The organism is Pseudomonas sp., from assembly GCF_050739935.1.
Classification (GTDB): Bacteria; Pseudomonadota; Gammaproteobacteria; order Pseudomonadales; family Pseudomonadaceae; genus Aquipseudomonas.
Window position 1 is genome coordinate 66,214 of the sequence record NZ_JBOICF010000115.1, and the last position, 20,896, is coordinate 87,109.

Here is a 20,896-nt window from a genome sequence, read left to right on the forward strand (position 1 = left end):
AGCATGCCCATGGGCATGCTTTTTTGTTTCTGTGGGGTTAAGGAATAATGCGTTCGTTACGCAGGCGGTTGAACAGATCGAAGAACACCTTATCGCTGGTGCTATAGCCGGTAAACCCCAGCTCACGGGTGTGAGACATATCGGTCAGGCACTCAAATGTTCGACCGAGGTCAGCATCGGTGTGCCAGGGAGATGCCATGCGGTCAAAATTGCCTTCCACCAGTTCATGTTTGCGGGCAATGTCTGCCCACACTCGGTGACCGTCTGCCATCTGGGTTTCCAGCAAGACACCGTTGCCATCGAACGGCACGGGTTCGAGATCGAACCATTCTGCGATGCGCCCCCACATCCAGCTCCACCGGAAGGTATCGCCATTTACCACATGTAGTGGTTTGTTGTGCGCTTCAGGGGTGGTCGAGGCCCACTCCAAATGTTCCGCGAGCAGGCGAGCGTCGGTTACATCCGTCAATCCGTTCCATTGAGATTTGCTTCCAGGGAAAATGAAGGGTCTCCCGGTTTCCTTGCAAATTGCCCCATACGTCGCGAGCGTCATGCCCATGTTCATGACGTTGCCGAGGGCGTAACCGATAACCGTGTGTGGTCGGTGAACAGTCCACGAGAACCCCTCACGCTCGGCGGCAGCAAACAATTCATCCTCCTGCTCATAGTAGAAGTTTTCAATATCGAGGCGGGTCATGATTTCGCGGAACGGCGTGGTGATGTTCACTCCTTTGCCGTACACCTCGAATGGCCCAAGGAAGTGTTTAAGACCCGTCACAAGGGCTACATGTTCGACGGTTTCGCTGCCACGCAGGGCGTCCAGCAGGTTACGAATCATGAGTCCATTGACTTTGATATTTTGTGCTTCAGTCTCATGGCGCTTCCAGCTGGCGTAGAACACATGGGAAGGGTTGACGCCTTCCAGTGCAGCTTTCACGTCTGCAGCATCGAGCAGATCAGCTGCGATGTGCTTAACCCCATCGACAATGCCTTCAGGCTTGCGCGCAATTCCTATGACTTCCCAGCCGTTTTCCAGTAGCCGATGGGCAAGGTTGTTTCCAATGATGCCGGTTACGCCAACGATTAATGCCTTTCTATTCATATTGATACCCCGCGTTGAGTGTATGCAAAGTGACCAGAATTAAATGGAGCATGGTCGGGATTAACTGTTGCTACTTGAGTCGGGTATCAAGTTAGTAGCTGCATGGCGAATGATAAAACCTTATATGGAGACACTGTGTCTCCGTTGGGGCGACAGTTGACTGTTATTTATTTTATTTTCTGAGATTCGGAAGGTGGGGGCACAAATAAGTAGTTCTGGAGGGGGGGTTGCACATTTCTTTCGCTTGTCAGTTATTGAGGGTAATTTTGTTCACAAAAAAGCCGAGAACCGGCTATTGAAATTTGCATTCGAAAGTGAAATTGCATCTTTTCAAAGACGATTCGAGAGGATGTTGGATGCGCAAAGATTGGAAGGAGAGATAGTGAATCAGAATGGCTTGAGCAGGAGTGTATCTGTGCAGCAGGCACCCAATGAACAAGTTAAGGTCTAGGTGTTTGTTCAGTCGCTATATATTGAAATTCGGTACTGAATGTTTGCGCTTCCGATTGTCTCTCTTCAAGCGACGAAGCGTCTCACGAAGGTGCGTTTAATGTCTACATCTCATACGTGACAATTGCTCCCAATCGCAGGAAATGCCTTTTCCGGGAGGCAGCGATCCATCTAGCTGGTACCTATCGCTAATAAGCATTCGTGCCGTGCATATGTCCATACGGAATCGGAAAAAGCGAGAAGTAAGAATGACCGCGCGGACGGCCTTAGCCGTCTCTTGGGTGCTCACCCACGTGCGGATCTTCAAATTCTGTGCACGCAGCTCTGCCCATCCCACAAACGGTGAAACTATGAAATCAACAGACCGCGACGCTAAGGCGAGGGACAAACTGCTTATTCTTGCAGCGATTTGTCTTTCCGCACTGGTACTACCACTGAGCTTTACCGGAGGGGCGGTTGCTACGCCCGCTATCGGCCGCGATTTGGGAGGGAGCCCCGTTGCTCTCACCTGGATCACCAACGCGTTCATGCTTTCCTTCGGCAGTTTGCTGATGGCGGCAGGCGCTTTGGCTGACGTTTATGGGCGTAAGCGCCTTTTTGCAATTGGGATGATGCTGTTTACTGCAGCATCTCTGGCACAGAGTATGGCACCGTCGGTGGTATGGCTTGATGTCCTGCGGGCTATTCAGGGTGTCGCTGGCGCTGCTGCTTTGGCCAGCGGTTCTGCGGCACTGGCACAAGAGTTTGAAGGGCACGCCCGTACTCGTGCCTACAGTATGCTCGGTACAACCTTCGGTATCGGTCTCGCGTTCGGCCCTCTGGTCGCTGGCGTATTGATTGATGCGTTCAGCTGGCGTGCGATCTTTGTCTTTACTGCTTTGATCGGTGTGATTGCGATGGTCTTTGGCCTACCGCGTATGCGCGAGACCCGTGACCCAGGGGCTCAGGGGTTGGATTGGCCAGGCACGATTACCTTCAGTGCCACTTTGGCGCTGTTCACCTTCGGTGTTATTCAAGCGCCGGACAGTGGCTGGGGCAGCCCGTTAGTCGTAGGTCTGTTGGGTGCGTCGGCAGTCCTGCTGGTTGCATTTATCATGATCGAAATGCGTGTTAAGCGTCCGATGCTCGATCTGACTCTGTTTCGCTTTCCCCGTTTCGTCGGTGTGCAAATGCTGCCGATCGGCACTTGTTACTGCTACATCGTTTTGGTGGTGATGCTGCCATTGCGTTTTATCGGCGTTGAAGGCCTGAGCGAAATTGATGCGGGTTTGTTGCTGCTGGCGCTTTCCGCGCCGATGCTCGTAGTGCCAATGCTCGCGGCCTCCATGACCCGTTTTATCTCGGCGGGCGTGCTGTCGGGTGTAGGTTTCCTCATTGCTGCGATTGGCCTGCATTGGCTGAGTTTGTACAACGTCGGCGAACCTAAGTTTGGTCTCGTAGGCCCGATGCTGTTGATTGGGATCGGAGCAGGCCTGCCATGGGGTTTGATGGATGGTCTGTCGGTCAGCGTCGTGCCAAAAGAGCGCGCTGGTATGGCAGCTGGTATTTTCAACACCGTGCGCGTGGCGGGTGAGGGTATTGCCTTGGCAAGTGTTGCCGCGATGCTTGCATCATTACTGCACACCAACCTGACTGATGCAGTGCAAGTGGTTGCCGGCAGCGCCGACGCTGCGCTGATTGCAGAAACAGCGCATCGCGTGACCACTGGCGACATGGCACATGCAATCAATACTGTTCCAGGCCTGGCTAACGAGCGTCTCGTTCAGGGTTACGCTTCGGCGTTCCAATACTTGTTGCATATCCTGACCATCATCACATTGGCTTCCGCTGCTGCGGTACTGGGGCTGTTGAGTAAAGATCGTACTGTTGCTGATGAGGGTGTCAGCGAGGCAGCTTAATAGCTAAGAGGATTGCCCTCGTCGATGCTGACGCGGGTAATAACTTGGAGCTCTCAGGCTCTCGGAGTAGAAGATTTCCTTCTGCTCCGAAAGTTTTTTACGTTTTATGGTTAGCTTTAAGCGGTAACGAAGATTGTTAACCCTCAGGTTGCGGACTGCAGTTCAAACTACCGCAAGCGATCTGCAAGGTAATTCAATACAGCCCGCGTCTTTGCTGGCATTCGACTACCCAAAGGGATGAGGGCGTGTACAGGGGGGCCTGGCGAATCCACCGAAGTGAGTACACGCACAAGCTTCCCGCAATCGACGTACGGTTGAGCGACTTTGTCATAGATCTGGGCGATGCCGAGCCCAACGGCAGTGGCATCAATCACCGCTTGCCCATCCGATACAATCAAAACCGGTGAAGGAGAAAACTCCCGAATATGCCCATTTTCGGCAATCGACCAAGGGCGTAGTCGACCCGTAAACCCACGAAAAATTACGGCTTCATGATTGACCAGGTCGGCTGCTGACTCTATCGGTGTATGACGGGCCAGATAGTCGGGGGATGCGTAAAGGCTGAGCGTGATATTGCACAGCTTGCGGACGGTCATCTCGCTGTCTTGTGGTAATTCACCCGCTCGAACGACAATGTCCCATCCTTCTCCAACAGCATCTGACATGCGATCCGTCATGGACAATTCGAGCGTCACCTGTGGGTACCTTTGACGAAGCTCAGATATGGTTGGAAGAAACAATTGACGAAAGCCCGATGGAATGTCCAATCGGACACGCCCGATGGGCTCTTCTTTGCGAGCTGCCAACTCATGCGCCGCGTCACGAAGACCATCCAGTGCCGCGATGGCAGCATTCAGATAGGTCTCTCCGTCTTCGGTTAGGCGGACGGCACGAGTGGTACGCTGGAAGAGTTTGGTGCCGAGCCTTACTTCAAGGCGCTGCACCGCTTTTCCGACGTTAGATTTGCTTGTTGAGAGATTTTCAGCGGCTCGGGTGAAGCTGCCGGTCTGCGCGACCCCCACGAAGGCGGCGATGTCCGGAAATGAAGTGTCGGCTCGTTCCATTACGGTTCTCTTTTGGTCTATTCATTTTTGACGTGACGCACAGAGCTCGCTTGGTCAACTATGGCTCAAATTTCGGAAACAGTATCAAATTTCCAAGGTGCTTAGTGATGCGCGAGCGTATGTCGCGAATGGCCAGGTAGGTTTTAAATTGTGGCTTGGCACGACCGATTTGATCGGGTCATATTTCTTGTGATTGTTTGGCGCAGGGATATTACATTAAGTAGTGGTGCCATGCTAATGGAGCAAAAGACAAGACTCGATATCGATAAAAATGATAATTATATGGCGATGTGAGAGCCATCGCTATCATACAATTATCCCGTTGTGGTTTTAAATTATCATTGTTGGTGGGGTTATTTTTGATAGTAATTATTATTGGTGGTGATTTTTATATAAAACTGTAATCGGTAAAATGTGCCCCAGCGGATAGTTGAGTTACCAGTTGCAGATCTGGTTTGTTCTTCACTGCCGCTGCTCTGATGTGGTTTTTTTAGGCCCGCCCGCCCGCCCGCATGCGAGCCCGAGCTCAGGGGCAAGGCTTCGTCAAGAAATGCCTTGGCGAAGGCTACGACTTTGGCACCTCGAATCGGGTTGTATTGGGCTCCTGCCTCGGCACCGTGATCGCTGGCGATTACATCGCTGCCATACAGCGCATCATACAAAGAGCCCCATCGCGCATTGGCAGCATTCAATGCATATCGCGCATTCATTGCAGGCACCACCAGTTGGGGCCCGGCCTGTTGGCTTATTTCGCTATCGACATTGGAAGTGCTGGCCTTAACCTCCATCGATTGCGGCTGCAGGTAGCCAATGGAGGAGAGAAATGCTCGATAGACCGGCATGTCGACAACCGGCCCAGGGTTTGCTTTGTGCCAGATGTCGAGTTCGAGCTGTAGCCGGTCACGTTCGGCCAACAAACTACGGTTGACGGGCGCCAGTTCCTGAATCAGCTCGGAGTATCCACTCCAGAAAATATCAGCGTCTATGGTGGTACCGGGGAGGACTTCTTCTTCGATAAAAGACCGCAAAGAAGTCGCGACTTGCAGGCCATGAAGGGTTGTGTAATTGGTCATCACATTCTCTCTTATTTCGAGGCTTGGGCGCCGGCTTTGGCGATCTGCGCATCTTGATCCGCTTTGACGCCGGACACGCCAATCGCGCCGATCACTTGATCATCGACAATGATGGGTACACCTCCTTCAAGTGAGGTCACCAGAGGCGCGGAGAGGAACGCACTGCGGCCACCATTTACCATTTCTTCATAGCCTTTGGACTCGCGTCGGCCGATTGCGGAAGTCCGCGCTTTCTCGGTGGCGATGTAGGCACCGATCGGTGCGCAACCGTCGAGACGCTCAAGGGCCAGAAGATGACCGCCATCATCGACCACAGCGATGCTGACGTCCCATCGGTTGACTTGGGCCTCAGATCGAGCGGCGGCGAGAATCTGACTGACCTCTGTTTGGCTTAATACGGCTTTGCTGTTCATAGGCTCTCCTGTGGGGGAATGACGTCTTCCAGAACTTCAATCCAGTGCCGCACCTCAGTGCGACCTGCACTATCGAGGTGGGTTTGGCATCCAATATTCGCGGTTGCGATGAGATCGGGATTGCCGCTCTCCAGCGCATTCATCTTGTTGTCGCGTAGCTGTCGCGAGAGATCTGGTTGAGTAATCGAGTAGGTGCCTGCCGAGCCGCAGCAAAGGTGGCTGTTGGGTACTGTCGTGAGTTGGAATCCCAGACGAGTTAGTACACTTTCCACTGCGCCGCCGAGCTTTAAGGCGTGCTGAAGGGTGCATGGGCAGTGGAATGCAAGACGAAGGTCGCTGCGGGCGCCGAGCTGCTCGAGGGGTTCCTCCTGCAACACCTCGACGAGATCTTTGCTCATTGAGCTAACCCGGAAAGCTTTTTGCGCATACAGCGGGTCGTTCTTGAGCAGGTGTCCGTACTCTTTTACGAATGCGCCACAACCGCTGGCGGTTTGAATGATCGCCTCTGCACGCCTTCGATTGCCGGCCACCAGGCATCAATGTTGCGTCGGGCTCTGTTCAGGCCTGCTTGCTGGGCGTCAAGGTGATAGTCAACTGCGCCACAGCAACCCGCCTGGGTGATTGGAGTAATGCTAATTCCCAGCCGATCCAATACTCTTGCAGTGGCGGCGTTGATGTTGGGGGACAGACTTGGCTGCACGCACCCTTCGAGCATCAGCATGGTTCGCGCTTGCTGTTGGGTTGGCCTGCGTTTCGCAGGGGTGATTCGCCGAGGCAATTTGAGTTGCACTGCCTGCGGTAGGACGGGGCGTAGGCTCTTTCCTATGTTCAGCAGGGGTTTAAACACCACCGGATTAGGTAGCAAGCCCCGTAGGCCTTGGCGCATTAAGCGCTGCCCGGTGCTGCGGGGGACTGCCTCATTAACGACTGCACGGCCGATGTCCAACAAGTTGTGATATTTCACGCCGGATGGGCAGGTGGTTTCGCAGTTCCGGCACGACAGGCAGCGATCCAGATGCTCCTGTGTTTTGGCCGTGACGTCATTACCTTCCAGAACCTGTTTGATCAGGTAAATTCGTCCGCGCGGCCCATCTAGCTCATCACCCAGGATTTGGTAGGTTGGGCAGGTGGCATTACAAAAGCCGCAATGTACGCAGCTGCGCAGGATGCTCTCGGCTTCTTCAGCACGTTCCAGACGCAAGGCTTGTTCGCTCAAGTTTGTTTGCATGATTAGATCTCTGCGTACATTCGGCCCGGGTTGAGAATCCCTAACGGATCAAGTTTCGTCTTGAGAAATCGCTGATAGCGCAATAGCGAAGGTGCCAGCGGCTGGAAGGGGCGATCACATTTCGTGCTGATTACCCGTGCGTACGAAGCATTGCTGGCAGGTCATCATCGGGAGCACGATGCATCGGCCCATGCACGACTGAATCATGCATTTCACTTGGCCATATGCGAGGCCTCGCACAATCCTGTTCTTGTGCAGACCCTTCGTTCGCTCACCGATTTATTGCTCAACTCGGTGTTCGCATCAGTGAACAATCTGTATCACCGTGAAGCGCAGAAACGGCAAATCGATCGTCAGCATGCACGCCTGTATAACGCCGTCACAGGACGCTTGCCGGAGCAGGCACGTAGGGCCGCCATCGCCCATATCCAGAGCATCAGTGAGAGTTTGAAAGAGATCGAAAATGAAGAACAGCGTCTCGTGCGTTCGACTCTTCGGTTAGAGGGCTGGACGTAAGATTGCCTTGTTGATGCAAGGTAATGTGAGGACAGTTAATGCCCTTTTTCCGCGAAGCCTATTCGGCACTCTGTAGGTCGATGAGCAGCTGCGTGATCACAAAAAGATGCAGAATGATTGTATCTGCGCGAGCTACAGAGCGTATCTATTTGGACAGTTTATCATTCCCCGGGCGAGGCTCAGACTTTGATCACCAGCCCAGATTCAGGGCGAGGAAAAACGACTGACTCCCGAGGAATGCAATCATGACCAAGTTGTACATCGCCGATCAAACCTGCTCTCAAGCCGTGCAAATCATCGCCAATGAAATCGGTCAGAATCCAGAGCTGGTTCACTTCAACGTGTTCGACCAAACCACTTCGAGCGGCGAGTCTTTTGCCGAAGTAAATCCACTCGGTTACGTTCCTGTACTGGCCCTGGATAATGATTCGCAGGACAAACTCACCGAGACGATGGTCATCACTTCCTACTTGGCTGACCAGCATCCTGAGTCAGGTCTGATCCCGGCTCGCGGCACTTTGGAGCGCGTCAAGGTCGATCAGCTGCTGACCTTCATCGCCACCGAAATTGCGCAAAAACACATCCCTCTGATGCGCAAACTGATGACTGATTTCGGTACCGAGTGGACTCGTGCGAAATTGGTCGCAGCTTATACCACTCTGGACACTCGCCTTGCTGACCGGCCTTACCTGCTGGGTGACAACTTCTCCGTTGCTGACGCTTATGTTTGGGCCACCCTGTGGCACGAACGCTCTGGCACCGAGATTGGCCATCTGGAAAATCTGGCAGCGTGGAAAGCTCGCGTAGACGCTCGCCCATCGGTGCAGAAAGCACTGAAAGACGAGGCTGAGGTCGTGGCCATCCATAAGGCGCAAGCGACTGCTTGATAGCTAGTACGTAGATGGACAATGGGTCGTGCTGAGAGCTACGACCCTTTTTTTGTTAGTCCGAAAGGCAGCGCGAGGCCTTTTATCTACTGTAGCGATCTCTGCTACGTGACTGAGAGTCTGTTGATCACGCTATTTTCCAGCCTTCCATCAGTGCTGACGCCGGCTGACCTTTGCAGGGTTAAGGAAGACCCGGCTTATAAAGCACTAATCGCTGGGAGCAATATCTATCTGGTTGTGCGTCGCAGAAGGATATACCTGGACTCCTACGAATTCCGCCTCGATGAACGAACCGTCCACGGATTTTTTTTGGTGCCAAGTGAGGAAGGATACCTTCGTGTTCCATTCCTGTATGACCTCAATGAGGTTAGCATCGCCACCGATGAGTCCATTGAAGAGGTGGCGATCGCTGTGAACGGCACGGCGATGATCGTAACCACCCAATCAAGAATCGTAACCATCGCAGCACACGTCATCATCGCCAACGCGATGAGTATGCTTGAATCCGAAGATACAGATATGGATGTCCTTTATGTCGGACAAAGCTTAGGCAAGACCGGCCAACGTACCGCCATCGACCGGCTGTTGGCGCATACCACGTTACAGCGCATCCTGGCCGAATCCTCGACCCACCTGCCAGAGTACGAAATTTTGCTGCTGCTTTACCGTTTTGAGCATGGGCGCACCATGATCAGTAACGCAGGTGACTTCAACGTGGAGTCATTGGCGTCCAAAGCGAAGGACAGCTTACATTTCGATAGATTGCGTGATGTCCAATTGAAGCGAAACGAAGTGGTGTCGCTGTCGGAAGCGGCGCTCATCAATCACTTCAAACCTCACTACAACATGCAGTTGAAATCGACTAACTTCGCCGCCCGATCAAAGCTCGTTGTGATTAAAAGACTTCTTGGGAAGGGCATCACCGGCTTGATGGTGGAAATTTGTTCGTCCAATCTGCGCGCTCGTTTAGGGACAATTCATGCGCTACCGCTCAATTTGGAAGAGGTGATGGGCCGGGGGATCCTGGATGGGCTGAAAATTTCTGACGAACACACTCGTCAAGCGTGGAAGGAGGAAGTGAACAGGATGGCCCACACGCACTACGCAAGGTACCCACTGACAACTATTCAAGAACGAGAAACGTTTTTGCATGGAATGGTTTGGAACGGCGAGACAGAGCGAGTCCCGATGTGGCCGACGCATGAAAAATCTAACGACGCGTAGCCCTTTTCAGATCACACAACCATTCGTTAAGTCCCCGGTTTTCAGGCCGATAGCTTATGAATTATCGCCTCTCAAAAAGTAGATTGGTGGGGTTGATGGTGATCGTCTCAACTTTCTGGGCATTGCGCGTAGGTTCACGGCAAAAACGAGGGGGAAGTAGGAATGGAAAGTGAAACAACTTTTGAGCACGAAGAAAAAATCTACACCAGCATTTACAACCATCAGGAAGACAACCTGATGGTCTACCTTCCTGATGGCACTCAGCGGACTACTGCGTTGCGCGGGCTAGATCCTGAGCAGGCTGCAATGACCCATCTTCGAGCGTTCGTGCTGCATTCAACCAAATAATCACTAGCTGGATCTGTCCAGGGAGTATTCGATGTCTTTGTTGAGAGAACTCATGCTTTTGGCTGAGGCCAAAATGAGGGCGGAGCAAAAAGAAAAGAAGGATGAGAAGGTGTCTGAGCTGGTCATAGCGCTCGAACACAACACGTATAAAATGTTGCCCGGAACTAGGAACTCCTTTCGAATTGATGCCCAGAATACGAGTACGAAAACTCAGCGGCACGCTCATGTCTATGCCAAGCCCAATGGTGTTGGAAAGCAGCTCTACTCTGTGAACATTGATGGTTCAGGGCATGATGGGTCGTCAGGAACGGTCATTCCGGCCAGCCACGCTCAGTATCTTCACTCGCTAGGTTTCGAGATTCCGGCCAACCTCTCTCTCGAAAGCTTGGACTACGCTAGCGTCGATCCCAAGCTTTATGAGTGGAGTGTGTTGGAAGAGTATCTTCAGTAAATATTGGTACTTGAGGGGCTTGCTCGCTAAATGCGCAATCATGCAGATCTGTATTGTGTTTACGGGATGACCCTGAGCGTTTCGACCTGCAATGTGTATCACAGTGTTGCATCAAAAAAACCCGCCAGTCTATCCACTGCATAAGGGATGCCCTCGGATGGATGACTCGGAAACCAGCGTGTGGTTGCAAGCTATGGAGTCCTACGGCCAAGACGCCCTTCGAATCCGGGTTCGCGATGCCGTAGGAAGCTACAAGCGTGCACCAGGCCTTGGCTCTCGGGCGCGGCTGTATGCTTCCAGTATCGGAGAACTCGCGACACAGATGTTGTGGGAGGTTATCCAGGAGAGTGGATTGGCATTCGATACGATTGACGATCCGTCGCAGTTCGTGAGCATGCGGCTAGGGTTGAGAGTCCACCTGCACCAAACGTTGCAATCACAGCTCCTTCAAGACGGTTTCGCGTCCGAATGTCTGCAGGAAGACTACCTGGCACGGGAGCTTGGCTTGTGATGAGTGAGGGACGTTGCATTGGGCGAAAAGCCGTTGGCCAGACAACCAATTTCCTTGCCGGTTATCAGGACACTTCCCGGAGTGACTTTGATGAACTTTCGGCTGCTCAGCAACGTAGTTGTGGCGCCGGGTGAATGAGGGCGGATTTAGCGATTAGCTGGCGTACCCGTGATCGATGCGCTCAAACTCAGCTTTCACGAGTTCGTATCCCGCTTCACTTTGAAGCGTTTGCAACCGCGAACTTCCGTTGGCCCCGGCTATCGGCTGATTGAGCCAATGAGCGGCCTTCATTTTGCTGCCAAAGACTTGCTCGGCTTGGTGTTGAATCAACTCAATACGATTCATTTTCTGACTCTCGGGAGCCGCGAAGGCGTCTGTTCGATTTTAGTTGGCGGTCGATGTGGATGCTTGGGTCTTGGCACTATATTCGCGAAACAACTTGATGCCGCGTTTGATGATCAATTTTAGCTTAGGCGACCCATGATCCTGCTTGCAATCCTGCTGGATTGAAGCACCCTCGGCTGACTTCATACGCACTAAATTGCCATCATGCTTAGGACGCCAATGAATAGTAAGGACGGTAGTATCAGTGCTGCGCTCAGCGACGAGATCAATTCACATCGGGCGCGGCTGGCGCCGTTCTTCAACGGGAATGCCAAACCTAACCCATCAGTAAGTTTTGCCAACGATGGCACTGGTTTCGGTAAGTCGTACAACGTGTTCGATCAGTTCGTCGAACACTCAGCAATACGTAGTGAACTTGGGGGCCACCGCAACCTATTCTTCATCACTCCGCACAAAGCGCAGATAGACGTTTCCAAGGTCACCCAGGAGAAGGCCGCTGAGCGGAGCGTCAGCATTCTGAGCTTCCTGGCCGAGCAGGACTTGTCCGACCTGAGTTTCGTCGGTTGGGTATCGAAGGCGCGCAATGAAGACCTGTACGTCGCTTGGACTAAGGCTCTCAACTCCGACTATTACCGTGAATCGGTCAACGAGTTGGGCAACGCAATCAGTGGACTCAGAGCAACGGAGGCTGAACAGGCACGCTATCTGAAGCTGGGGAGTACCGACTACCTGCTCGAAGCGGAGCTTGCACGTCGGATTGACGCCGCAAAACAACGCCTGCTCCATGCGTTACAGGATTTGGCCAAGGCCGTGATTCGTGAGAAGGTCGATTTTGAGTTCGTGACCACCCAGCAGCGCTTTCAGAGCGCCAGCAATGATCGAGAGCGGGCAAAACTCCAAGTCATCGATCATGTTTTACCTTTCGAACGAGCCAAGGTGGGGCCAACCATCTTCATCGCCACCACTGCCCGATTTCTGAAGCGGGCGTACATTGTGTATCTCGACAAGAAGCGTGAGCCGAACCTCAAGAAGCTGAGCTTTGAAGAAATTTTGGGAGCCAAGCGTCCGCCAACGGATGCTGAAGAGGAGGGTATCGCCCCGATCGGCGCTGCCTGCAGCCTCCCCCATGACGAACAAGTTATCTACCTGAAAGAAAATTTCTTCGTCTCTGACGAATCCAACTATTTCCAAGCACATGGGATCACCTTCAACCTCGTCGTTGACGAAGAGCACGACAGCTACGACCGGATTTTTGACGAGAGCAAGAAAAAGCTGGTCAGCGAAAACGTCAAGCCACCTCATGTCATTGCCGGTCTGCACCGCCTGATGGAGATGATCTCGGCTGAGTATGGCCCAGATGATGAGGAGCCCATCGCGTTCAACGAAGCGGTGGAGCTGATGAAAAACCTACGCAGACACTACGAAGAAGATTGCGAAACCAGCGTAAGCCTCGACGCGATCTTGCAGATGTGTTCAGGGAATGTCGGCCATATCACGATCAACAACCGCGACGTAGAACAGATCCTGGCGCTGTCACGGAACATCTTCAGCCTGACACCCAGGCGCTTCTACAACGAGGAAGCCCTGAAGCGAATTCGGATGCGATCTGTCTGCGGGAAAAGCGAGATACGTCTGTCCGTCGATGACGGCGCTCCATCCACAGACCCAACCCTGCATGACTTCCTGCAGGTCATGCTGTGCGCCCTGTACGCATGCTCCACAATTCCTCAACAGAGCCCGTTGCGGCAGCTCTTGGAGCTTGGCGAGAACGCCAGTCAGAACGCGCCACTGTCTGAGTTCATCAAGAAGTCTCGCCAGCATCGTTCGTACGTAGCCTCTGTGTTCGACCGTGCCAAGGATGCGGAAATTTTCGTCGATGCATTCTTCACCTTTTTCGCCCCGAAAATTGTGTTTTCGCTGATCAAGGTAGATACGATCCCCTTTGGCGGGGAGGTGGTGAAGAACCGGGTATTCGTTGATTTCCACCTTGACCTGATCCTGGAGCTACCCGAGGTCAAGCTACTTCGCATCCTGCACGGAACCCAGAACAGCGTAATGTGCCTCAGCGCCACGACTGGCTTCCAAAACTCCTACTCCGGAAACTTCTCCAGGAAAATGCTTACCCGTTACGGGGAAGCCTCACCCACAAGCCTTGACGTCCGCGTGGTTCAGCGTTGCGCAGTTGACGTGGGCGCAATGGCAGATCTACGGGCTGCACGCTCCAAAGCTAGGACGATGGAAGTCAGGCCTTTCCATAAGACATCCACCGACGACATCAGCGGCTTGCGCAGCGACCCCGCCTTCAAGAGCACCTACAGCTTCTGGTCAAAGTCGCTCCTTCCGCCTGGTTTCCAAGAGAACAAGTATCGGATGTCTGCATACCGCCGGCAGATCGAGGCGATGCTCATGGCCGCTTGGGACGGGAAAAACACCTTCGTTCTCTCATTGAACAATCGGTTTGCCGATCTCTTTAGAGTGTTGTTCGCGCAAGGTATTGATGGACGCTTGAGGGGCATGCGGCGCCTGTACCTCGACAAGATTTTCGAATTGAAACCCTTTGAAGACAAAACCAAGATCAGGGTCATTCTCTTCAACTCTGAGCTGGCAAGAGAGGTCGACATTGATGATTACCTCAAGGTGGATGCCGATACCCGCATCTGTTTGATCTCCGCCTACGGAAGCGCCGGTACCGGACTCAACCTATTCGTTGAGAGGGCCGAGGACAACTTCCATCAAGACTTTGACCGACTGGTGCTGGTCAATACTCCCTTCTACAGCGCGATTCGCGAGAAAGACACCGGTCTCAACACCATCAAAAACCATATTCTGTTGCTCAAACACATCTCATCCGGGGAGAGTGAGGCGGTTCGCTTGTCTCAGTTCGACTCAAATCTGATGCAGCCCAAGAACCGCCGCATCTTGAACCAGGAACATGACCTGGCGGTGCTGAAAGCCATCATCCAGGCCGTGGGACGCGTGGAACGGCGGGACACCCATCTCCATACCGAAATTTTCCTGCCAAGTGACGTAATCGACGATCTGGTGGTGCGCTATAGCCGACTTCGCAGAGAAGGTAACGATCTACTCATCAACAGCCTTTCGCTGCTAAATCACAGACTCATGCAATTCTGCCTGCAACAAGCAGAAAGCAGATGCTTCGCGAATGAGGCAACGCGTGAGGAGTTCTCCACCACTGTGGCTGCCTGCGCCAGCGACATCGAGGATTTCTTCAGCGGAGCATTTCGAAACAAGATTCTCAGAAGTGCGCGAGAAGGTAACCGGGATGCCATGGAGTTCAACGAGCTGCTTCGATCGCCGGAGAGCATCACTGCACCGGAAAAATACGTACGCAAGCTGCTGGCATCCTCATTGGTAAAGACCTCCAGTTACTACCAGGAGGTCATCAGTGCCTTCTACCTGCCAAGGGAAATTACAGATCAGGTTACCGTTTGCACGACCTCGGAGAGCTTCCATCACCTCAGCGACCTGCTGCATGGGTACGCTGTCTACCAGCCGGGCAAATGGCTTGTACCGGATTACGTGCGCACGGATGGCAAAGTCCATGACTCGGCGCCAGGCATCATAAACTTGGCCTGCAACATGGCCAGCGATGGAATTGACGTGCACCTGCCAAATCCTGCGCTCATTCCACTCCTGAAAGGGAACGTGGGGGAATTCATCTTTTCGAGGGTGCTCTCCGCGCTTGGTATCACGCAACTGAGTCTCGATGAGTTGATCGATCTCCTAGGCGCAGCGGTGTATGAGCGCTACGACACCTACGTCCGAGATGGAGACACCATCATCTGCATTGACGTGAAGCGTTGGTCGGGCAGCCTGGATAATCAAGAGCTGTCCCTCAAAACCCTTCGCCGGGCGGAGAAGAAACGCCAGGACATGTATGAGCTGTGCGGTCGCCTTAAATTGAAACCGCGCTTCCTCTACGTGAACACACAACCGGACGACAACGATCTCAATGCCGAGCGCGAGTTTAATTTCGGTGAGTCGATCCACTTCCTCAACGCATTCAAGATGATCGTCAGGTACGTTCCTCTCACGGATACGACCCGCATCCACAGGGTGGATGACCGTCTGATGATCAACCCCACTTTGGTACAGCTGCTAAGGAACGCGCAATGACCCTCTTCAACGTATTGGAACCAGGAGCAGCGGCCAAGGCCCGCACGAACATGCTGAAACTGCCCGGTGACCTGGAAGGTATTCTGGATCGCTTGTCGAATCCCGGTGAAGGGGTAGGGCACATTCAGGCTGCCGTTGTGGAGGTCACCAGAAACCCTGCCGAAAAACCCGAAGAATACTTCCAACGGGTCGACTCAACCATCAAGGACTTCATCCGCAAAAAGCTCGGCCTCTCGGCCTCCACCGGGGTGCACTACTGCAAATTCAGCGGTAGAAAGGGCGTGTTTGGCTTTCTCTATCTGAGCAATCAGTCGCCCATACCAGGCCAGGTACAAGGCATCGTTACTGAGCACTCACTAAATCCCCACTATGCGATCCAGGCGCTGCTGGATTTGAGGCTCAAGCTTTCGTTCCTTACGGACGTCGAAAAGCACTACGACATAGCCCCAGTCGAATTCAACGCCGATCTGTACATTGGGCTGGTGCTGAGCCGAGTCTCTAGGAACGGCAGCCATATCTTCGACGCCCTGAAATACGACCTGTACTTTTCCAAGGAGCAGGAGCTCGCGATCAGCCTCAAAAGGGTGACGATGCTGTGCTCCTTAGCGCAGGACTCCGTCAGCTTGCCAGTGACCGAGACTGGGTTACTCATGTTCGATTGGGCCGGAAAGCGCTTCCAGCGTACCCGTCGGCTCAACGCTACAACAGACAGTGATCGTAACTACATGGCGTTCGCCACGAACAACGTAAATGCCAAGGCGTGCGACCAGTACCACAACAGTATCAACTACCATCAAACCGATTGCCTAAATCGCATTGATCGCTTACTGAAGCACTCCGGCATTGAATTCAACCCCGTCGTGTACGAGGCAACCCACCAGGTCAAAACGTTCCTAGAGGGGCTTCCGACGATCTCAAACCCGCTCTGGCTGCTCGATACAGCAGCGAACCCATCGAGCGACGAGGCTTGGCACAGCAGCATCGCCAATCTTGCACATAAATTCGGCGCATCCCGAGTGTTGACTGCTGGTAGCCTTCCAGCACCCAACAAGCTGCAAGTCGGTAACACGAACTACCTGGTCGTCAGCGAGAAGGTCAAGTCCCCCGCGGGAAGCAAAAACGGCTCCAGCATTTTCGATGCCACCTCCGACGAGTCCTTCAACACATTCTGGCAGGCGCTTGCGGCCAAACGGCGCAAACCGTCAGCCGAGTTCGACTACTACACGGCGATAAAACTGCATCGCTTCACTGAGGCGGTCGATAGCATTTGCCAAGGATTCAACGTACTTCCCAGCAAAACTCCATCTGCCGCATCAATAGAAAAAAGCTTGCAAGAGCTGGCGCTGAAAGAGTCAATCTTCCGGGACAAGGCCGTGACCATCAAGGGTGCGATCCTGCCACCTCTTTCACTGCAGCTGATGAGTTGCCGAAGGGATTGGGGTGAAAACGTCTACATTCAGGTTCTCGATGTGACCGTTGGTGGTGAGACCATCAAAATCGAGGATTCACGCCGATTCGACGACACTTCCAAGGGTGAGTTCAACCATGAATTCAAGAAGCTCGCCACGATTTTCGGAAAGGAAGACAAGAAACCTTACGATGCCATATGGGATGGTGCCTTCCTGATTCGTGACAAGGGCTCCAACGCCTGGTTGAAGGCCTACAACACGGGCCGCATCCCGGCCATCATCGGCAATACGCTTTTCGACAATCAGGAACGCCAGGACAGGGGCCTCTCACCATCGCGCGAGGTAGGTATTCAAGCGGCAGCTCTCCCGTACTACCTAACACCGACCAGGCAGAAGCAACGCCATAGCGTCTTCATTCAAGACAATGGCGTCGAAGGCGCATGGTTCTTCGTGGCGTCCAATAAATCGGCCAACAACACCATCCCGAAGCAAAGCCTGGTTTACAACGCCGTGATCACAGGTGAGTGCGGAACTCAGTTTCCCTTGCTGAGTCACCCGCTAGGCGAGCTTTTCTTCTCCAGCTTCACCTTCGATATCGTGAAGCTCCGCGAGTCGGCCAAGACCTCAATCCTGCAGAAAATTGTTGAAGTGTGTTTGCATAATTAGGAAAGCACATGGCGTTCGGGGCGCCGATGAGTAGTGGCCCTGCGTTCTGATCCTGGCATGCATGCGCTGCCATTGGAGGAGGGCATCACATGCAGGCGATATGATGCCCGCTGAGCTTACTAGCATGAAGCCCCTGATTCGTAATTCGCATTGTGCCCAGAGCGTCGATCGACACATTCAGTGCCCGTCAAAATTTTCGTTCAAAAGCATCGAGAGAGGTGCCAATGCCTTACGAATTAGAAAACCGATTGGTTATCGGCGTAGCTTCCAGCGCTGTGTCCGATCTTGTGGCATCGGACGCGGTGTTTCAGAGCCAGGGGGAGGAGGAGTATCGCAAATTTCAGCAAGAACACCTCCATGACCCGCTACCAAAGGGGATTGCGTTCCCCTTCATCAAGCGTTTGCTGTCTGTGAATGACCTGAGCGACGATCCTGAGGATCCGTTAGTAGAGGTGATCCTTCTTTCACGGAATGATCCTGACACCGGGCTACGCGTGCTTAAGACAATCGAGCACTATGGGCTGGGGATGACCAGGGCGATTTTCATGCAAGGAAAATCCCCGTACGAGTACATCCCTGCACTGAATATCGCGCTTTTTTTGTCTGGTGAAAAGAAAGACGTGGAGGGCGCAATTAAGGCGGGATATCCGGCAGGGCAGGTACTCGACTCAAAATTCGAGGACGATGAAGCTGACAAAACCCTGCGCATCGCATTCGACTTTGACGGCGTGCTCGCCGGCGATGAGTCTGAATCGATCATGCAGACTTCTGGGCTGACAGTATTCCATGCCCATGAAGTGAAGAACGTCATGCAGCCCCACAACCCTGGGCCGCTGAAAGAATTCATGGTACGGATATCCAAGATCCAAACCGTCGAGGAAAAGCACAAGAAGCTTAATCCCGAATACGAAAACCGCATACGCGTTTCGATCGTCACCGCCCGCAATGCTCCGTCACATGAACGTGCGATGAATACGCTCAAGAGCTGGGGCGTCATGGCTAATGACGCTTTCTTCCTGGGTGGAATCGAGAAAGGCAAAATTTTGGGCGTATTGAAGCCCCACATATTATTCGACGACCAATCCGGGCATCTCAAATCGACCAGCGCGGTTGCTCCGTCTGTGCACATTCCTTTTGGCATCACGAACAATATGCCAGCGGAGGTTGAGGTTACGCCTGAAGCTGGACAGGTTGATGCAGTGGTTTAAGAGGGTTACTTGAGGATTACCGGTTGCCGCATAAATTCTGAGACGACGAGCAACCAAAGTCTTGCGATGGCGACTCTGGTTTACAGGTGAGGTAGGGAGACTTCTGAATGTTGCTGATTCATGCACATGGACGATTTGTACGCGAGCTGGCGAGGAATTCACGCGTGCGAAGGTAACTTTGCGCGCGCAAATCTCACAGGCGCTGATATGCACCGTTCCTATCTGGGCAGCTCAGACTTCTCTTCGTACAAACTTGAAGGGACAGACCTGCGTGGAGCCAACGTCAACGAATGTGGTTTCGGCGGGGCTCATGGGAAATTTCTTTCCTCGAAGCCAGTACATCGGTATTCGACATGAGCATAAACACGTCTCGATGGTCGAAATTCTCCTGCGCACATATATGGATGGTCGACAGCAAGAACGATTCAGCAAAGGCTGGGTGAGGGCGCTTGCGCTAAACTCAGGGCTCAGACTTTCCAAGCAAAGGGTTTGACACCATGGACGCGGTCAGACGCCGGATGTCATCAGCCGCTTGGGCAATATTCAAGTTATCCGATGTCGTGGCCAAGTCCGCGAGGCTCTCCCTGATCGAACATGTCATGCGCCAAAAGCTTCTGAGCGCATGGGCGCTGGTCGAGTGTTCGTAGGGGAACAGAAATGAAGCAGGCAAAGGCTGCCTAGGATCAATATTCAGGTAAGTAAGGTAGCGATCGAAGGCCCGGCCAAACGCCGGCGGCAACGGAACTGAGCTGCCGTTTTTCGGGTGGGCTTCTAGCCATATGCCTTGGCCATTTCGTGTGAACTGGTCGACGCGTCCGGGATTTGATGGGTTACCAAGCACCTGCCACATGGGACGGATTGATTGCCTCGCGATTGTCAGATACATCGCAATGAGGCGGCCCCTATGTGGGTTGATGGGGAGATTTGGGATCGTTCTGAGCATCCACTCCAGGACTTCATCAGCGATCGCGCCTCGGGCTTGAGAGGGCCTGAATACCAAGGACTCGGGCTTTACCAACGCGACATTTTCCCGAACTGCAGCTACGTCTTTGAGGTAGAAACCTAGGAACTGCTTGACGCAAAGGATCTCGCGTTTCCAAACGTTCTTGTCGATCTCCTTGGAAGAATCGCAGTCAGAATTGACACCTCGGACTCCTCGGAAAACTGTCCAGTTCGGGTTGATCGGCCAATCCCGGAAATCCATGGCTGGGCTTCCCAAAAATCGAGTTTGTTTGCTTGAAGTGACCCAAACGCTAGTTGGGTTAATGATGAAGGCCGAGTAGTTCTCGAAGTCGGCTCGCGTCCAATCAAGCAAACAACGATTGTTCGCGAAGCTCCAGTTGAGCATCTTTTCTAGCCCCTGGATGCAAATGTTGTATTGCTGGTGGGGATTCAGCGGGCTCCAGTTGTGGGCAATCCAATTGATGAACCGGTCAGCGTACCAGGCACTAATGAAGGGCTGACTCGATTCCTTGACTTCGCTCAAGCGAGCGGAGACTTGGAGGTTAACGGGAAAACTGGTTTCACATTTAGGCCGCCAATGACTGTAGGGAGGAAAGATTGGGAATGGGATGAATGGCCGCGTCATTGGTGAACCCGCGCGCTAGAATCTTTCAGTGGTGCATTACGTTTGGCAGACGTACTGGGTGCTAGCCAGCCTCCAAAGCATCAGATACGGAAACGGAGATTCGTGACAGGTCGACCTGAGGGAAGGTGTGAGGATGGAGCGCCAACAGCGCTGATTCTTCAGCAAACGGGGTTTTGTGGAAAAGCGACCGGGGGTAAGTGGAAATGGACACGAAGTAAGGGCAGATCCATATACGTGATTTAACATAATATACATTATGCGAATCCCCAAGATAATCCTCGAGGCCGTTCTCCCAGGGAATGACCAGGTGCGGAACGCCAGCGAGTTCACGCTGAAATTTTGCCTCTCGAGCAGCATCGAGAGCCTGAAAATACCGAG

General features: G+C 53.1%; 15 protein-coding genes and 4 pseudogenes. 10 read left to right on the top strand and 9 right to left on the bottom strand.

Translation table 11 applies throughout. The features are described from left to right. Window positions 1-37: 37 nt before the first annotated feature. Window positions 38-1,102, bottom strand: a complete 1,065-nt coding sequence (locus ACRER8_RS23255; protein WP_431748528.1) for an SDR family oxidoreductase — start codon at window positions 1,100-1,102, stop codon at window positions 38-40. A gap of 800 nt (window positions 1,103-1,902) precedes the next feature. Between ACRER8_RS23255 and ACRER8_RS23260 the strand changes: the two genes are divergently transcribed. Continuing rightward, on the top strand, window positions 1,903-3,450 hold the full coding sequence (locus ACRER8_RS23260) for an MFS transporter (protein ID WP_431748529.1): 1,548 nt from the start codon (window positions 1,903-1,905) through the stop codon (window positions 3,448-3,450). 167 nt (window positions 3,451-3,617) lie between these two features. On the opposite strand, the gene ACRER8_RS23265 is transcribed toward ACRER8_RS23260, so the two are convergent. The 5 genes and pseudogenes from ACRER8_RS23265 to glcE form a co-directional block, all read right to left on the bottom strand. Then, complete coding sequence (locus tag ACRER8_RS23265; protein ID WP_431748530.1) at window positions 3,618-4,514, bottom strand: LysR family transcriptional regulator; 897 nt, start codon at window positions 4,512-4,514, stop codon at window positions 3,618-3,620. Between the two features lie 497 nt (window positions 4,515-5,011). Continuing rightward, window positions 5,012-5,587 (bottom strand): annotated as a pseudogene (locus ACRER8_RS23270) (malate synthase G); the annotation flags it as partial. An 11-nt stretch (window positions 5,588-5,598) separates the two neighbouring features. Then, entirely contained in the window at window positions 5,599-6,000 is a 402-nt protein-coding gene (locus tag ACRER8_RS23275) for a heme-binding protein (protein WP_431748531.1), read from the bottom strand. Further along, window positions 5,997-7,228: pseudogene (gene glcF, locus ACRER8_RS23280) on the bottom strand (glycolate oxidase subunit GlcF). Before glcF ends, ACRER8_RS23275 begins: the two are co-directional and overlap by 4 nt. Window positions 7,229-7,230: 2 nt before the next feature. Next, window positions 7,231-7,344, bottom strand: a pseudogene (gene glcE / locus ACRER8_RS23285) (glycolate oxidase subunit GlcE); the annotation flags it as partial. Between the two features lie 4 nt (window positions 7,345-7,348). Here glcE and ACRER8_RS23290 point away from each other — a divergent pair. The 5 genes and pseudogenes from ACRER8_RS23290 to ACRER8_RS23310 form a co-directional block, all read left to right on the top strand. Beyond that, window positions 7,349-7,744: pseudogene (locus ACRER8_RS23290) on the top strand (FCD domain-containing protein); the annotation flags it as partial. A 245-nt stretch (window positions 7,745-7,989) separates the two neighbouring features. After that, window positions 7,990-8,631, top strand: coding sequence for a glutathione S-transferase family protein (locus tag ACRER8_RS23295; RefSeq protein WP_431748532.1), 642 nt, complete (start codon window positions 7,990-7,992; stop codon window positions 8,629-8,631). Window positions 8,632-8,754: 123 nt separating this feature from the next. Continuing rightward, a complete protein-coding gene (locus ACRER8_RS23300; RefSeq protein WP_431748533.1) occupies window positions 8,755-9,855 on the top strand; it encodes a hypothetical protein in 1,101 nt (366 codons plus the stop codon). Between the two features lie 162 nt (window positions 9,856-10,017). Next, complete coding sequence (locus ACRER8_RS23305; RefSeq protein WP_431748534.1) at window positions 10,018-10,203, top strand: hypothetical protein; 186 nt, start codon at window positions 10,018-10,020, stop codon at window positions 10,201-10,203. A 31-nt stretch (window positions 10,204-10,234) separates the two neighbouring features. Beyond that, on the top strand, window positions 10,235-10,654 hold the full coding sequence (locus ACRER8_RS23310) for a hypothetical protein (RefSeq protein WP_431748535.1): 420 nt from the start codon (window positions 10,235-10,237) through the stop codon (window positions 10,652-10,654). Window positions 10,655-11,318: 664 nt separating this feature from the next. Here the strand turns inward: ACRER8_RS23310 and ACRER8_RS23315 are convergent. After that, window positions 11,319-11,510 carry an antitoxin Xre/MbcA/ParS toxin-binding domain-containing protein gene (locus ACRER8_RS23315; protein WP_431748536.1) on the bottom strand — a complete coding sequence of 64 codons (192 nt, stop codon included), beginning with the start codon at window positions 11,508-11,510 and terminating at the stop codon, window positions 11,319-11,321. Between the two features lie 219 nt (window positions 11,511-11,729). Here ACRER8_RS23315 and ACRER8_RS23320 point away from each other — a divergent pair, with 219 nt between their 5' ends. From ACRER8_RS23320 to ACRER8_RS23335, 4 genes are all read left to right on the top strand, one after another. Next, window positions 11,730-15,647: a hypothetical protein gene (locus ACRER8_RS23320; RefSeq protein WP_431748537.1), complete on the top strand. Its 3,918-nt coding sequence runs from the start codon at window positions 11,730-11,732 to the stop codon at window positions 15,645-15,647. Next, window positions 15,644-17,722, top strand: coding sequence for a hypothetical protein (locus ACRER8_RS23325; protein ID WP_431748538.1), 2,079 nt, complete (start codon window positions 15,644-15,646; stop codon window positions 17,720-17,722). The genes ACRER8_RS23320 and ACRER8_RS23325 overlap by 4 nt, the downstream gene beginning before the upstream one ends. Window positions 17,723-17,946: 224 nt before the next feature. Continuing rightward, a complete protein-coding gene (locus tag ACRER8_RS23330) occupies window positions 17,947-18,930 on the top strand; it encodes a 5'-nucleotidase (RefSeq protein ID WP_431748539.1) in 984 nt (327 codons plus the stop codon). 126 nt (window positions 18,931-19,056) lie between these two features. Continuing rightward, entirely contained in the window at window positions 19,057-19,287 is a 231-nt protein-coding gene (locus tag ACRER8_RS23335) for a pentapeptide repeat-containing protein (RefSeq protein ID WP_431748540.1), read from the top strand. A gap of 103 nt (window positions 19,288-19,390) precedes the next feature. On the opposite strand, the gene ACRER8_RS23340 is transcribed toward ACRER8_RS23335, so the two are convergent. Both ACRER8_RS23340 and ACRER8_RS23345 read right to left on the bottom strand, forming a co-directional pair. Beyond that, the gene (locus ACRER8_RS23340) at window positions 19,391-20,416 is read right to left on the bottom strand and encodes an integrase (protein WP_431748541.1); all 1,026 of its coding nucleotides are present in this window, start codon (window positions 20,414-20,416) and stop codon (window positions 19,391-19,393) included. Window positions 20,417-20,579: 163 nt separating this feature from the next. Beyond that, a partial coding sequence (locus tag ACRER8_RS23345) for a hypothetical protein (protein ID WP_431748542.1) occupies window positions 20,580-20,896 on the bottom strand: 317 nt, incomplete at its 5' end.